Annotated in this window: 12 protein-coding genes and 1 tRNA gene; 8 read left to right on the top strand and 5 right to left on the bottom strand. The window is 46.2% G+C overall.

The features are described 5' to 3' along the window. Position 1: 1 nt before the first annotated feature. A complete protein-coding gene (locus VM802_RS23650) occupies positions 2–895 on the bottom strand; it encodes an NmrA family NAD(P)-binding protein (protein ID WP_325535269.1) in 894 nt (297 codons plus the stop codon). A 206-nt stretch (positions 896–1,101) separates the two neighbouring features. On the opposite strand from VM802_RS23650, the gene VM802_RS23645 reads away from it, so the two are divergent. The 6 genes from VM802_RS23645 (at position 1,102) to pafA (ending at position 10,512) form a co-directional block, all read left to right on the top strand. Beyond that, the gene (locus VM802_RS23645) at positions 1,102–1,695 is read left to right on the top strand and encodes an RNA polymerase sigma-70 factor (protein WP_325535267.1); all 594 of its coding nucleotides are present in this window, start codon (positions 1,102–1,104) and stop codon (positions 1,693–1,695) included. A 63-nt stretch (positions 1,696–1,758) separates the two neighbouring features. Then, positions 1,759–2,724, top strand: a complete 966-nt coding sequence (locus tag VM802_RS23640) for a FecR family protein (protein ID WP_325535265.1) — start codon at positions 1,759–1,761, stop codon at positions 2,722–2,724. 112 nt (positions 2,725–2,836) lie between these two features. Beyond that, positions 2,837–6,088 (top strand): SusC/RagA family TonB-linked outer membrane protein, encoded by a 3,252-nt coding sequence (locus VM802_RS23635; RefSeq protein WP_325535263.1) that lies wholly within the window; start codon positions 2,837–2,839, stop codon positions 6,086–6,088. Positions 6,089–6,100: 12 nt separating this feature from the next. Then, entirely contained in the window at positions 6,101–7,570 is a 1,470-nt protein-coding gene (locus VM802_RS23630; protein WP_325535261.1) for a SusD/RagB family nutrient-binding outer membrane lipoprotein, read from the top strand. Positions 7,571–7,582: 12 nt separating this feature from the next. Beyond that, the gene (locus VM802_RS23625; RefSeq protein WP_325535259.1) at positions 7,583–8,890 is read left to right on the top strand and encodes a purple acid phosphatase family protein; all 1,308 of its coding nucleotides are present in this window, start codon (positions 7,583–7,585) and stop codon (positions 8,888–8,890) included. Continuing rightward, positions 8,887–10,512 (top strand): alkaline phosphatase PafA, encoded by a 1,626-nt coding sequence (gene pafA / locus VM802_RS23620; RefSeq protein WP_325535257.1) that lies wholly within the window; start codon positions 8,887–8,889, stop codon positions 10,510–10,512. Before VM802_RS23625 ends, pafA begins: the two co-directional genes overlap by 4 nt. Positions 10,513–10,586: 74 nt before the next feature. On the opposite strand, the gene VM802_RS23615 is transcribed toward pafA, so the two are convergent. The 3 genes from VM802_RS23615 to VM802_RS23605 form a co-directional block, all read right to left on the bottom strand. Further along, positions 10,587–11,453 carry a uracil-DNA glycosylase family protein gene (locus tag VM802_RS23615; RefSeq protein ID WP_325535255.1) on the bottom strand — a complete coding sequence of 289 codons (867 nt, stop codon included), beginning with the start codon at positions 11,451–11,453 and terminating at the stop codon, positions 10,587–10,589. Positions 11,454–11,510: 57 nt separating this feature from the next. Further along, positions 11,511–11,861, bottom strand: coding sequence for a DUF2200 domain-containing protein (locus VM802_RS23610; protein WP_325535253.1), 351 nt, complete (start codon positions 11,859–11,861; stop codon positions 11,511–11,513). Positions 11,862–12,571: 710 nt separating this feature from the next. After that, positions 12,572–14,026 (bottom strand): aminoacyl-histidine dipeptidase, encoded by a 1,455-nt coding sequence (locus VM802_RS23605; protein ID WP_325535251.1) that lies wholly within the window; start codon positions 14,024–14,026, stop codon positions 12,572–12,574. Between the two features lie 560 nt (positions 14,027–14,586). Here VM802_RS23605 and VM802_RS23600 point away from each other — a divergent pair. Both VM802_RS23600 and VM802_RS23595 read left to right on the top strand, forming a co-directional pair. Next, positions 14,587–15,315, top strand: a complete 729-nt coding sequence (locus VM802_RS23600; protein ID WP_325535249.1) for a hypothetical protein — start codon at positions 14,587–14,589, stop codon at positions 15,313–15,315. Between the two features lie 12 nt (positions 15,316–15,327). After that, positions 15,328–15,642, top strand: a complete 315-nt coding sequence (locus VM802_RS23595; protein ID WP_325535247.1) for a hypothetical protein — start codon at positions 15,328–15,330, stop codon at positions 15,640–15,642. A gap of 97 nt (positions 15,643–15,739) precedes the next feature. On the opposite strand, the gene VM802_RS23590 is transcribed toward VM802_RS23595, so the two are convergent. After that, positions 15,740–15,823, bottom strand: a tRNA-Leu gene (locus VM802_RS23590). Between the last annotated feature and the right edge of the window lie 61 nt (positions 15,824–15,884).

The raw sequence follows: 15,884 nt of genomic DNA, 5'->3' as shown, positions 1-15,884 counted from the left end.
ATTATTTTTTGTTGAAGACAAGCGCGAAATCTTTTGCGAAATCTTCCAGTTTAACTTTCCCCATTGATACGGGTGGATGCTTGTAATAATCCTCTGTAAGTATCCCCTTGTGAAGAGCTGCATACAATTCCACGAGATGGGCTACAAACAGGGTGGGGAGTCCTTTGGCTTCCAGTGCGTCTATTGCCTGTTCATCAGAAACGACAAGCCACTTCAGATCCGGCTTGCCGATTGCTTCGCCTAATATACGTGCTACTTCATTACAGCTGCGTTCATCGCTGGCTACATACCTTATATTAATTTTATTACCGCCGGGTCCGATTATTTCTTCTGCCACCGCCGCGGCAATATCCAGCGGGGAAACCCATAATACATTATCTCCTCCGCCGTAATTGGCTGCGATGAAGCCAGCCTCTTTTATCATATCTGCAAATGCGTACAGATTGTAATAGAAGGAGGCAGGGCGTATGTGTGTGAGGGTCGTATCCGGTAATTCATTCAGTATGCCTTCCACATGATGCGACCCAAGAATGATCCCGGTGCCTTTGTCAAGATGAGCGCCGAAACTGCTGAGGTAGACGGCGTGCTTTATGCCTGTTTGCCTGATAGCCTGTGCATAGCTGTTCCCGATTTTGCTGTAATACGAGATCTGATCCTGGTCTTTTGTGATGTTGGATGGCGTCATGCAATAGACGGCGTCTGCGTTGGTAAAGGTTTCAATAAGAAAGGGAACGTCTTCCAGCTCGCCAATAGCGGGGATAGCGCCCAGTGCTTTGATCTCCTGCTGTTTTGCAGGGTTGCTGCTGATAACGGTTACAACGTGCCCCGCTGCTATTAATATTTCTGCCAATGGTCTGCTGATATTGCCCAGTGAGCCAGTTACAATGATTTTCATGTTGCTTTTTTTATTGATGCAAAGTTCACAGGTAGCAGAGAGATACATGAAGCCGGATCTACGTTTGTTGTAGTCAGATGTAAGGAGGGGTTGTTAGTGGCGTTGTAATCTGCACCAGCATCCCTACCGCCAATCCCCGCAGGTACGAATTAATAATCCCTTAATATTCCGCTGTTAATTTTGCTGCCATCAAAACTGAGTTACTGATGGAAGATGCTGCGATGATTCCGAAACTGTTGTATGACTGGCTGGCTGGAAATGACCTGAAGTTCAAACCACTCTTCGAATACTATTTCCCCCGTCTGAAGCGCTATACCATGAGCTTTACCGATGATCCTGCCATCAGCGAGGAGCTTGCCATGAATGTAATGTTGAAGGTGTGGCAACAGAAATCAAGGATCGCCACGTTGAATGATTTCGACAGTTATCTTTTTACAATGATGCGCCATGAAACTGTCAGCATGCTGCGTCGTAAGAAGACTATGATGACACTCAGTTCCCGGGAGGAAGAAGCGCAAGCCACCGAGAATACCACTGAAGTTGTGAGCTACCGGGAGCTGTTGACGCGCTACCGGGCGTGCCTCGACAAGCTTCCGCCACGCCGCCGGGAGGCGTTTATCCTTAATCGTGAGCGTGGTATGAGTTATGCTGAGATAGCCGGGCTACTAAATGTTTCCATATTTACGGTGCAGAACCATATAGCAGCATCGCTGAAATTCATCCGGAGGGAACTGCATGACTACGCCGACTTCCTCATGCTGGCGGCTGTCATTTTTGTGCCAATGTTAACTGAATATTAATTCCATCGCCCCCAATAGTTTGACCAGCCATTGACCGGCGTCCTTATGGATGAATCGATCACTATGGCAGATTTCCAACCAGACAGCATCCTGCTGACCAGCTACTTTGAAGGGAAAATTTCAGACCCCGCTACCAAAGCGGATATTGAAAGCTATATCACCAATGGTAAAGACCCCGCGTTCGTGCAGTTGTGCATGGAAGCTGCATGGGAAAACACTGGTCACGCTATGTATGACAAGACATCAGACAGCGATTGGCAACAGTTTCGTCGCCTGGCCGGTATGGATACCAAACGCCGGAAATTATATCCGCTAATAGCTGCGGCGGCTACGCTGTTGCTGATCATGACGATAGGAGGCTGGTTGTTTTTTAAACCGCAACGGCAGGCAGGCACGCTGGCGTGGCAGACTGTTACTGCTGCCCCGGGCGCTCCTCAGCAGCTGCGATTGCCGGATGGTTCCAGTGTAGTCATCTTCCCGGGGTCTTCTATTAGTTATATAAAGGATTTCAATACGGCTGTCAGGAAAATCCGCCTCACCGGCCGTGCATTCTTCAACATTACATCTGCTGCCGACCGGCCATTCCTTGTCATCACCGGGAAATACACCACCCAGGTACTAGGTACATCTTTTCAGGTGGATGACAGGCAGTCGCTGGCTGTCACACTACTCTCCGGAAAAGTAAGACTGCTGGATGATCACAGCCAGTGGCTGACAGACCTTCAACCCAATCAGCAGGTCACTATTGATAAACAGGCCGGCGGTTTCCGCGTGGCTACCATCGAGACGGATGCTGTAACAGCATGGATCTCCGGCAAGCTCACCTTCGATCAGGAGAAGCTGGTTACGGTATGCACAGACCTGGAGCAATGGTATAAAACACAAATCAGAATAGAAAGAAAAGGGCTGCTTCAAAAGCGTGTCACTGCTGAGTTTAAGCAGCTGCCATTATTGGCTGTCATGGATATTCTCTCGCAGACAGCAGGGTTCCGGTACCGGCAGGAAAAAGATATGATCGTGATTTACTAAAAGTTAAACGCCCCGGTGCAACGGGGCGCTTAAATAGCAACTGACTGGTTTATCAGCCAAGTAACCTGAAATGCAGGCTTAAACCACCTGCACCTAAATCAATTGTAAAATAATGAAAACAATTTTACTGCATCGGATACTGATGTTGTTTTTTCTTCTGTCGGTCAGCACCCGGCTGTTGGCGCAGCAACCATTGGACCGCATGCTGAATTTCAGTGGCAGTAGTCTCACGGTAAGGCAATTCATCCAGCAGATGAAAGCCCAGCAACAGCTGCAGGTGACATTTGATGAAGAAGTCAATGTTTTGCTTTCGCGCACAATACATGTTCGCAGGAATACCGTTACACTTAAAGAAGCGCTTAGCTGGCTGGCTACTGACGCATCTATACAATGCCGTATTGTTAATAACTACGCTATTCTCAGCGTGGCGCCATCCGTTAAGAAGCAAGATCCTCCTGCCGTTCAATCTACTGAACTACCACCACCTTCTACCAAGGCGTTGGGGGAAGTGGTTGTCACTGCACTCGGTATTAAGAAAGCGGAGCGTAACCTGGGATATGCTATCTCACAGCTATCTTCAAAGGACGTAGGCGATGTACCGCAACCCAATGTGATGAACAGCCTGGCAGCACGTGTGCCCGGCGTGAGTATCCGCAGCACCGGTTCAGACCCGGGTTCAAGTGTGATGGTAACGATACGCGGACAATCATCTATCAGTAAAGACAACCAACCATTATATGTTATTGACGGGGTGCCGGTGGCCCCCGCCATACAGAATCCTGCACAGGCTGTAGATGGAAAACAAACCATTGATTATGGCAGTCCTATCAGTGATATCAGTGCAGACGATATCGCCAGCATTACTGTATTGAAAGGCGCCAGCGCCGCTGCACTCTATGGTAGCCGTGCAGGTTCCGGCGTGATCCTTATTACAACCAAATCCGGCGCTGCAAAGAAGGGGCTGGGCGTTAGTTTTAACTCCACCGTGATGTTCGATAAGGCATGGATGTTTCCCGATTTCCAGAATGAGTTCGGCAGTGGCGATTGGCCCGGAACTGATAATACTCTCAGCACCTCTGCCTGGGGCCCCAAGCTGAATACCGGCCGTAAACTGGTACAATGGAACAGCCCTATCGATGAAAATGGCAAACCTGTTCCACTGGAATGGAAGTCCTATCCGAACCGCGTGAAGGACTTCTTCCGTACCGGGCGTACGTTTACAAACAACATTGCTGTGTCAAAAAACGGAGATGCCGGCAACTTCAGGATTTCATATGCCAATATGCAGAACCAGGGCATCGTTCCCAATACTGATATGAAGCGTAATAACCTGACTTTCTCCGGTACCTATCATCTCAATAAATCTATCCACATCAGCAGTAATATCGCCTATACCAACAGCACAAGCGATAACCGCCCCTCTGCATACACAGAGAGTGTGACGATGCAGACGTATAAACTTGCGCCAAACGTGGATATTCATGCTTTACGCAACTATTGGGCGCCCGGTAAGGAAGGCCTACAGCAGTACAATCCCTACAGCACTGACGACAATCCTTACCTCATTGCATACGAAGAAACCAACAGCTATAACCGTAACCGTATCACCGGCAACGTTCAGGTACAAATGGATCTTCACAAAGACCTGACCCTGATGCTGCGTACCGGTCTGGACTATTATTCTCTTTCGGAAGACCAGAAACGCCCGTTCAGCGCCAAAAGGAATCCCAAAGGGGCGTATGTGCTGGAGAACAATCAGTTCAAAGAACAGAACAGTGACTTCCTGCTCACCTACAAGCCTGAACTGAAGCATAATCTTAAATTGTCTGTAGCAGTAGGTGGCAACCGTATGGATCAACAGCTGCAATCCAATCAGCAATCCGCCGGAAGCCTTACACTTCCTGGTGTCTACAATCTTTCAAATGCCGCTGCGGGATCGGTTATCAACACACAATCAAAATCCCATAAACGCATTAACAGTATATATGGGATGAGTGAGATCAGTTACAACGATTATATTTTTCTGAACCTTACAGCAAGGAATGATTGGAGCAGTACATTACCACAATCGAACAATTCGTACTTCTATCCGTCTGTATCAGTGAGTGCTATTCTGTCGGACATGCTGAACATCCAATGGCGGCAGCTCTCTTACCTGAAGCTGAGAGCCAACTGGTCGCAGGTAGGTTCGGACACAGATCCTTACCAGTTGTATAACACGATGCCGTTCGATACTGACTGGGGTACCGTGAAGCGCGCTACTATCAGCTTCAGCCAGCGAAACAGCCTGCTGAAACCTGAAATCGCCACTTCCTATGAAGGGGGACTGGATGTAAGTTTCTTCAAAGATCGTTTAGGCCTCAACGTTACCTGGTACAAAACTAACAACAGGAACCAGATCATCCAGGTACCTACTACAATTGCTTCCGGTGCAAACAGTATGCTCGTCAACGCGGGTAATATTCAGAACAGTGGCTGGGAAATAGCGGTGAACACCGTTCCTGTAAAAGGAAAGTTTACCTGGAAATCTGACATCAACCTTACACGTAACCAGAATAAGGTAATCTCACTGACGCCCGCTGTTACCAGCTACATGTTGGGAAGCACTGATGGAAATAACATTGTATACCTGATTAAGGAAGGCACCAAAATGGGCGACTTCTACAGCAGAAGCTGGATGAAAGTAAAAGAAGGCCCCTACGCAGGACAAGCACTGCTGAACAGCAACGGTCTGCAACAACAGGACCCGGAGCTGGTGAAGATCGGTAACTATAATCCTGATTTCATGATTGGGTTTAACAACAACCTGCACTACAAAAACCTTACCCTCAACTTCCTGATCGACTGGCGTCAGGGTGGTTCCTACTATTCTTATGTAGCCAAAAGCCTTATCCAGGACGGCCGTACTACCAACACCCTACGCGGAAGAGATACTGAGCATGGCGGTCTTACCTGGACCGATGCCAATGGTGTTGTGCGTAGCGACGGAATGATCATGGAAGGTGTGGTAGACAAAGGGAATGGCACTTATAAACCCAATGATATCATCATCGCCGCAGCAGATTATTACGACAACAAATACTGGAAATATTACGAAAACGAAACCTATAGTGCAACATATGTGAAACTGAAAGAAGTATCAGTTACGTATGCCTTCGGCAGAAATGTAATGCGCCGGATTCCCTTCCTGAGCAGTCTGTCGCTTTCACTGATCGGCAACAACCTGTATACCTGGACGGCGGCGGGGAATGGATATGATCCCGAGATCACCATGAGTCTTGCCGGTCAACGCTACCAGGGTGTTGGACATTGGACACTGCCTGGCACAAGATCGTACGGCGCTAAACTGAGTTGCAATTTCTAATTTATGAATATCATGAAACCACATAAAATAATTGTAGGTCTGCTGTCAGCGCTGATGTTTACTGGCTGCACGAAAGACTTTGAAAGTATTAATACCAACCCGAACAATCCATCTGTTACCAGACCGGAATATCACCTGACAGAAGTAATCACACAAACAGCATATGCCTATGCGGAGAATGGGTTTGCAAGAAGGCCGGCAGCATTGGGAAGATATATTACGCTGATCAGAAATAATGACTATGAATTGTTCCGATGGACAGCCGTTGACTGGTCGGATATTTATCAGCGTGCGATGATCGTTAAGACCATGCAGCAGGAAGCCGCCGGTACCAAACAGCCTGCATACATTGCTGTGGGTAAGGTGCTGATAGCATTCAATATGGCTTACCTGACCGATCTCTATGGCGATGTCCCTTATTCCAAAGCGTTGCAGTCAGTAGAGAATGGCAATATCAAACCTACCTACGACAAACAGGAAGATATTTACGGCAGTGTGCTTACACTGCTGAAAGAGGCCAATGCAGAACTTAAGAATAACGGTACTGGTATCGATCCAAAAGCAGATGCCATGTTTGCCGGAGATGCGATGAAATGGCGTAAACTGGCTAACTCACTGCGTCTGCGGTTGCTGCTCCGTTGCTCAAAAAAATACCCGTCAGCCTGGACAGAGATGCAGGAAATACTGAGCAACAAAGCTGAGTATCCCATTATGGAAAGTAATATGGACAATGCTGAAGTGCCTTATCTCGGTGTTAAGAAAGACGATAGCTGGGCTGGTGGACCAATAAACATGATTGATAATGATTTTCAGAAAACGAAAGCCAGCAAAGAACTGGTAGATGTTTTATTCTCGCGGAATGATCCCAGACTGGAGCTTTGGATTGCCCCCGTGGCCAGTACTGATGGTGCTACCGTTGATAAAAATAAATACGTGGGTATCCCTCACGCCTATACAAATCCCGGTGATTATAATGGAGGAGAGTCACATCAATCTACATTATCTTCTTTCTTCCGGCAGAATAAGCCTGCTCTCTTCAAAGCCAGTATGATGCTGTATGCGGAACTCTGTTTCATAACAGCAGAAGCCATGCAGCTGGGTAAAGTAACGATGCCTGGTAATACTGCTGAAGGTATGTATAACAACGGTATAAAGTCATCCATGGAGTATTATGGGCTGCAGGCAGAAGCACAGCGCCGTGGCTATTATGATCAGTCAATAGTGAAATATAATGGAACACTTGAGCAGCTCATCACGCAGAAATGGATTGCCATGACATTCCGCGGTGCTGAAGGCTGGTTTGATTTCCGACGTACCGGTTACCCTGCATTTGTTGTAGGCCCGATGGCTTTCCAGAAGACCTTCCCGGTAAGATACGCCTGGCCAGCCACTGAGCAGGATGTAAACCTGGACAACTACAACGCTGCGGTTAAGATATTTGGACCGGATGATATCAACACAAAAATGTGGTACCTGAGATAAGAATCATTGAATATGGAAAAGAATGTATTAGGTAGAAGGAATTTTCTCAGTAATATGATGAAAGCCGGTGTACTGCTGCCATTGGCAGGTACGACCGGGCTGGCAATGGCTGAGGGGCCTGCGTCATCTATACTGAATCCGGCTTACGCCGCATCGGTAATCCCTGACCGGATCGTACTGAATATTACCAAGGATCCGGCTACTACGGCGGCCATTACCTGGCGTACCAGCACGGTTGCAATTACATATGTTGAATATGCAAAAGCAGATGCGCATCCGGAATTTGTCGCAAAGGTAACCCGGGTATCGGCTAAAACAATGGCGTTGCAATATGACACGCTGCAGGTCTATTATCATAGCATAATGCTCATGGGGCTTCAGCCAGCTACGCTGTATACTTACCGCGTAGGTAATGAAGATGGCTGGAGCGAATGGCTGCAGTTCCGTACAGCAGCAACTACCGGCAGGCTCTCATTCATTTACCTCGGCGATGCACAGGTAGGTATCAGGCCATTCTGGAGCCGTGTGATCAGGAAAGCCTATGCCCAGCTGCCGGATGCGCAACTGATCATTCATGCCGGCGACCTAGTTAACCGCGCCAATAACGATGATGAATGGGGACAATGGTTTGAAGCCGGCGGGTATATACATGGAAGCATTCCATCACTAGTGACACCGGGCAATCATGAATATACGCATGAAGATGGTTTTCCTCATTTGTCCGTTCATTGGAAAAAGCAGTTTGCACTCCCTGAAAATGGTACCGGCCTCGATGCATTGGAAGGCTCTGTATTTTATTCTGATGTACAGGGGGTACGCTTTATCAGCCTCAATACCATGATGATGGAGGAAGCGACTTCTGCATCATTATTATACGCACAACAGCAATGGCTCGAAAATACGCTCGCCGCAAATCCCAATAAGTGGACAGTTGTAACGATGCATCATCCGGTTTTCTCCACCAAAAAGGGGAGGAACAATGAAAAAGTGAAGACCTGGTTTAAGCCGCTTTTCGATAAATATAAAGTTGATATTGTGTTACAGGGGCATGATCATGCCTATGGCAGAGGTATGCAGCAGATTGCGCCATACGGCACGGCCTATGTAGTATCTGTAAGCGGATCAAAAATGTATGAGTATGAGAAAATGGAATGGGCAGATATTGTAACCGGGCATCTGCAAATGTATCACCTTGTGACGATTGATAACGACCAGCTTGACTTCAGATCATACCTGGCTACCGGTGAACTATTTGATGCCTTTATACTCGAGAAACGTAACGGCAAGATCAATAAATTCAAAGAACACAAACCCGCATGAAAACCCATATAATACTGTTGCTGGCAATCCTGATTGCCGGCAACAGCCTCTGTGCACAACAGCTGGACCGGCCCAAACTTGTAGTAGGTATTATGGTAGACCAGATGCGATGGGATTATCTGTACCGCTATTATGACCGTTACGGTAACACCGGTTTTAAACGTCTGCTTCGCGAAGGTTTCAGCTGCGAGCAGACGATGATCAATTATGTTCCCTCTGTTACTGCCTGTGGGCATGCAGCGGTATATACCGGCACTGGTCCTGCCATGAATGGTATTATCGGCAACGATTGGTACGACCGGAAATCGGGCCGGTCAGTATACTGTGTATACGATAGTACTGTAAATACTATTGGTACAGGTAAAACACTGGCAGGTGGGATGTCGCCGCGCAACTTGCAGTCTACAACTGTAGGCGATGAACTATGTATCGGTACTGGTTTCCAGAGCAGGGTAGTAGGCATAGCATTGAAAGACAGGGCAGCTATATTGCCCGCCGGTCAGGGTGCAGATGCGGCCTTTTGGTACGATGATGCCACCGGTAATTTCACTAGCAGCACCTGGTACATGAATAGTCTGCCATCGTGGGCAGCTGCTTTTAATAAAGAGCAACGCGCTGCAAAATATATACAGCTGCCCTGGAAAACGTTATACCCGATTTCTTCCTATACCGCCAGCACGGCCGATGATAGACATTATGAAGTACCTATACCGGGAGAAGACAAACCAGTGTTCATTCATCAATTTAACAGCGGGAAGGATTATGACCTGCTGAAATATTCACCCTGGGGTAATACGCTCACATTTGACTTTGCGAAGGCCGCTATTCAGGGTTATGGGCTGGGGAGAAATGTAACAGACATGGTGGCGCTTAGCTTCTCTACACCAGACATTTCCGGCCACAGCTTTGGCCCGGATGCGATTGAAATGGAAGATATGTACCTTCGGCTGGACAAAGAGTTAGGTGCATTCCTCCGTTGGCTGGACCAACGATATGGCAACGATTACCTCGTGTTCCTTACTGCAGATCATGGCGCCATCAATTCGCCGGGATTCCTGCAGGATCACCACCTGCCAGGCATAGCGGAGAAGATGAGCCGGGCAATTGCATTGAACGAAGCTATCAATAAACAGTTCAGTATTTCCAGGGCTATTCTCTCTGATGCTGGTTCGCAACTATACCTGGATACAGCCGCTATCAGTAAAGCAGGTGTTTCACTGGCCAATATACGGCAGTTCATTAAGGCGCAGTTGAAAACACTTCCGGGTGTCGGGGATGTTGTTACAACGGATGAAATCCATAATGGTTATCTTCCTGCACCGTTCAATGCCATGTACTTAAACGGCCTGCACACCAAACGCAGCGGAGATATGATGGTAGTGCCTGCACCGGGTGTAAAGAATGGCAGTATCATGGGCACTACACATGGCACCATGTATCCTTATGATACCCATATTCCCTTGATATGGTTTGGCTGGCATATAACAAACGGCAACAGTCATCGTAATATCAGTATTACAGATATTGCCCCAACGCTCTGCGCATTATTGCATATACAGATGCCCAGTGGCGCTACAGGGCAGGTGATAGAAGAGGTGATACCACGCAAGGAAGGATGGTGATAGAGAATTGTACATGACTTAAATTACGAAAGGCTTGTAAGTAAAACTTACAAGCCTTTCGTGTATAAATATGATTAACCATTCTTCCTTCTGGATAAAGTTAAGAACTCTCCATATTTTTTTTCAGCATCAGCGAGTGAGAGAATTTTTGCTTCGTAAAGTCCTTCAACAATCATTGAAAAGTAGGAGTGCCTGAACAAGTCGGGAGTAAATCCATTTCGCCCTCTCGCAGGATGTGGTAAAGGTATTACTATCCAGGGGAAGTCGTCTTTCTCATACTGGTCCCATAAAAAATTATAAACCCTGCTGCCAAAGCAAAAGATGACTTTTGGATTGATTATTTCGATTTCTTTCTTAAGAAAACTCTCGTAGCAGTTCTTTACACATGCCGGATTATAATCTTTAAGCCCTTTATAGTTATCATTTACATCGTTTAAGCCACATTTAACTAAATTAGTCAGATATGCATTCTTTAGTTGGAATGTAAAGACAATACTGTTGAAGAGTTTGCCGTAGGTTCCTCCTATGAATTGTTCCGGATAATTATATTTCTGTTGTGGTTCATGAATCCAATACCATAATTTGGTAGGGCGTTTGGTATAGCCATTGAAAACAACATCCTCATAAATATCATAGTCCTTGCTTGGGCTTTCCATCAGAAACAATACGCCTTCAGTGTGCCACTCCGTAAAATCGATATTGAGTTGATCAGTAGCATGCAGGAGATCTTCTGTTGTTGCACCATGCGAGATATTTTGTAAAGTATAGCTGCTATCAGACGGGCAGGTGTTACAGCCGTTTGTCTCACATCTTACACAATAGCCGGTAATCTTATGGCGCTGATTCAGCAGGTAAGAATTGAAGGTGTACTCGTCGATATTTATCGAATTGTCGAGTTGGAGCAGATCATTGAAATTTAACTTCTTTAAGTCGATGTTCATAGTTATAGTGAGTTGAGGGATTGGGTAGTATATAGAGGCCGGGGCTGGATGCGCTCCTTACTTCCTTAGAATCTTATCCATTGCTTTCCCTTTTGCCAGTTCGTCAATCAGTTTATCTAAGTATCGTACTTTTTGCATTAGTTTATCTTCGATTTCTTCTACCCGGTAGCCACAAATTACACCGGTAATTTTTGAAACATTGGGGTTTAGTTGTGGAGCCTGGGCAAAGAAGTTTTCAAAATCAGTTTTATTGTCGATGTGTTGTTGCAATGTTTGTTTATCATATCCGGTCAACCAAAATATGATTTCATTTACTTCATCAATGGTTCGTCCTTTTTTTTCCGCTTTCTGAATGTAGTGCGGATAAACACTTGCAAAAGACATTCTGTAAACTCTGGTGTTATCCATTTCAGTTGTTGAGTTTTACGTTTGTAGATACTGATGAAATTGACTGTCTGTAAAAGATTCTCCTTGTTTACCTGGAAAGGGCGTAATAAAAATACGTGTTTTTATATAGTTAGAATTTTATTTGCTGTTTTTCAACTGACTCAACGGGCTTGTGCATAGAACTATAGCTTCTATAAACGAAAGAGGGTATCTCTTTTGAGATTACCCACTTTCGTTTTTCGGGTCAGGCAGTGACCCTTAATAGCTTTTTTCATGGCCGGGATCAGGCATCCGCTTCACAGTGATGTGGGTCCGATGCACATGACATCTGGCCCCTACAAGTGATTGCACTGCATTCTCCACAGGACGCTACACAGGTTGACGCATTGGATGCTTCTGTTTCCTTGTATCCGCCTTTCACATTAGAAAGATTGGCAATCCTAATACGTTCTAAGTTCAATTTTTTCGCTGGTTTTAACTTTTTCATACGTGGTAGTTTTTTTAAGTGTTCACCCTTGTCTTTAGCTGGGGCAATGCCATAGGGTATTTGTTCAGCATTTAAAATTCGTTATGTGACGAAGATTTGGAGCTAGTAACAAAATACCCCAATTGGGTGCGGCTATGCGGCACTATTGTATTATAAACTAAGTTATTTGAGCTTGGAAACTAGAAGCAAAAAAGGTCTGTAAGTATAACTTACAAACCTTTTCTTCAGCGTTATGCAGTAGCGATTACTTTCCAGGTATCTCGCGCAAAATGTGCAGCAAAAAACCATAAAACCGCTCTACGGAAGAGATCTGTACACATTCCTTTGGAGAATGGGCGCCGCGGATGGTAGGACCAAAAGAGATCATATCCGGTCCATTAAGTAAAGCTCCCAGGATACCGCATTCCAGTCCGGCATGTATTGCGCCTACTTTAGGCTGGTGATCGAAGTGATCGTTATACAGGGATAATATCTGTTTCAGGATAGCAGAATCCGGGTTGGGTTTCCAGCCAGGATAGCCGCCAGTCTGAGTGACTTCGCAGCCTATGTTTTCAAAAGTAGACTTCACGGCCAGGGCTACGTCTTCCTTGGTGCTGTCTACGTTGCTGCGTTGGAGTGATTGCGTGATGAACAGGCCATCTTTAATACTCACTTTCGCCAGGTTGGTGGAGGCTTCCACCAACCTGGCAAAATCGGGACTCATGCGGAATACGCCATTGGGTACGGCATAGATGGCACGGAGCACCTGCGTGAAATATGCGGGCTCCATCACTGAAGCAGGTGTGTTACCTGGAACAATGTCTATTGTCAGATCAGCCTCTATCGTTTTATATTCTTCTTTCAGCGTAGCGGCGAATGCAAGCACCAATTCCCCGAAAGCTGCTTTATCTGCGCCCGGCACTACCACAGTGGCGCGGGATTCGCGCGGGATAGCATTCCGCAGGCTGCCGCCATCGAGGGTAGCCAGCTGCAGATCGAAGGACTGGTGTGCCCTGTACAGCAGGCGGTTCATTAGTTTGTTGGCATTGCCTCTGCCACGGATGATATCCATACCGGAGTGGCCTCCTAACAGACCTTTGATGGTGATGTCAAATGCTGCGCCTCCGGCCAGAGCTGGTACTTGCTGGTAAGTGCCTTCGGTATTGGTGTCGAGGCCGCCGGCGCAACCAATGGTGATCTCGTCTTCTTCTTCCGTATCGAGATTGAGCAATATTTTTCCGGTATAGGGTGCAGGGTCCAGTTGCATGGCGCCTGTCATACCGGTTTCTTCGTCGATCGTGAACATGGCTTCAATAGCAGGATGCTGTACATCGGTAGCTGCCAGGATAGCCATGATAGCGGCTACTCCGATACCGTTATCTGCGCCCAGCGTAGTGCCGTGGGCCCGTACCCAGTCGCCATCCACATACATATCGATACCCTGGGTATCAAAGTCGAATGGGGTATCTCCATTTTTCTGATGGACCATATCCACGTGAGACTGGAGGATTACTGTCTGACGGTTTTCCATACCGGGTGTTGCCGGCTTTTTGATGAGCACATTACCGACGGCGTCCTTTTTCGTTTCCAGGCCCAGCTGTTGGCCAAAAGCCTCAATAAAGGCGATTACCTTTTCTTCTTTTCTGGAAGCCCGTGGGATGGCATTCAGCTGGCTGAAATAATGCCATAGAGACTGTGGTGCTAATGTTGTTAGTTCCATGTGGTATCTTAAATAGCGGTTATTAGGCAGGCAATGTAGGCAAATCCGGAGAAACGGCCATTGAAATGAGAAGATGTTTTGCAGTTGTTATCAAAGTGTTGCCCCGCCTGTATAGTATAGTAATCGTGAATGTATAAGGAAGTAATATCGAAGTAAATACGGACTTGACGTGGGCTTGATGCGGACCTGATATGGGGTAATCCAGGAGTAAAGGCGGACTGGCACTGCTTCAGGGCCATATATCTGGTGAACACTCCTGTATTAAGTCCACCTTGTCGCCTGGATTACAGCACAGATAAGGACTGTAGGGGGACGGGAACAGTACCGGATCAGTTGGTGATGGAATAATATGGCGCCAAATTGCACCGGCTATTTTTTGATGTAGTCGTATTGTAGACGTCTGTGTCAAAAGGAATAGACACATTGTAGCCGGTATTGTTTGGAAAATCAAGGGAGGCGGGTGCATATTTGTGCCGGGTAATATCACCTGGCATATTACTACACTTTATGAACAACCGCACCTTATCACCGTACAGGAATAGCCCAAAATTTATTATACCATGATAGTAATCGTAAGAGTAAACAAAAATCATCTCTTCCTTAAAACGATTCCTGCACCCGATGTACAATGTCCTCTTTGTAAGGCCAAGGGCCAAATGGAGATGAGCTTTTATCAACTGCAGCTGGAGGCAGGCTGGGTACGTGATACAAAAAAGATAACGGCTTCCGTCTGTTGTAAAAATTGTCATCAGGATGTACCGGTTGTACGTTGGGATAAAGAACTGACCGCCTTTTACAATGCTGAAAAGAAACAGATAACTGTAAAGACTTCTTTTAAAGCGGGAAAAATAGGGAAAATCCTGATCTGGCTGAATATCATATTCTTTGGGGCCATTTTCTTGTTCCTGGCAGGCCTATTTATTTACCACCGGATAGGGCCTGAGCAAACTGCTAAGAACGGCATCAGCAGGGAGGAACAGGTACGGCAGTCTGAGCAATTTGCGGGCAGCCCCCAAACGGGGGACTTAGTGCTGGTATATCTTTTCGATGATCACAAACAGGCGTTATTCAAAATAACGGTTATAGATGCTGCTACTAACGTGGTAAAAGCTATAGCCTCGGATAAGAGTATCGATGTTCCTGCCAATGCCAGTGAAGTACCTATGGCTGATGTAGATTTTAAACCGGGTAATGAAACGTCATTTTCTATGATGGACTACAAAAATCTAAGATTTACTGCGCCTAATAACAAGCATTTGGGGAATGTACAAATGATTTACAGAAAATAAACTTTAGAAGAGATGAAAACAGGCAAAGACGACGAGCATTTTGTGGGGGATCACATATACGAAGGTAATAGAAAAGAACCTTACTTCAGGGTGGGCATCAATGGGCTTATCGGGTTGTTTTTTGCTGGCGCCGGCTTTTATCAATTCATTAGAATACAAAAATGGGAGGCAGCTGGCGGCATTATCGAAATGAATAACTTCCAGCAGTTACTTTACAGACATGTTGGTAAATGGGGGATACTCGCTTTTTTATTACTTACGGGTGCTGTATTTTTTTACAAGGCATACGCCCGATGGAGGAGAATAAAAAGACAGGAGCGTATGTAGGAAATTTCATTTCATTGGGGCTGAGGCGATGGCTTGTATATCAGGTAAAATAAAAAAGGCTACGATTGTAGCCTTTTTATTCATTTCCGAAGAAATGTGCCCAGAACTGGATTCGAACCAGCACACCCTTGCAGGCGCTGCGACCTGAACACAGTGCGTCTACCAATTTCGCCATCTGGGCAACTCCGTAAAACGGATTGCAAAAGTAAGCGTTTTTTCAAATTAACCAAATTTAATTTGAA

Origin of the sequence: Chitinophaga sp., from assembly GCF_035538455.1 — a bacterium.
Lineage (GTDB): Bacteria > Bacteroidota > Bacteroidia > Chitinophagales > Chitinophagaceae > Chitinophaga.
This window is presented reverse-complemented; position numbering and strand designations above follow the sequence as displayed.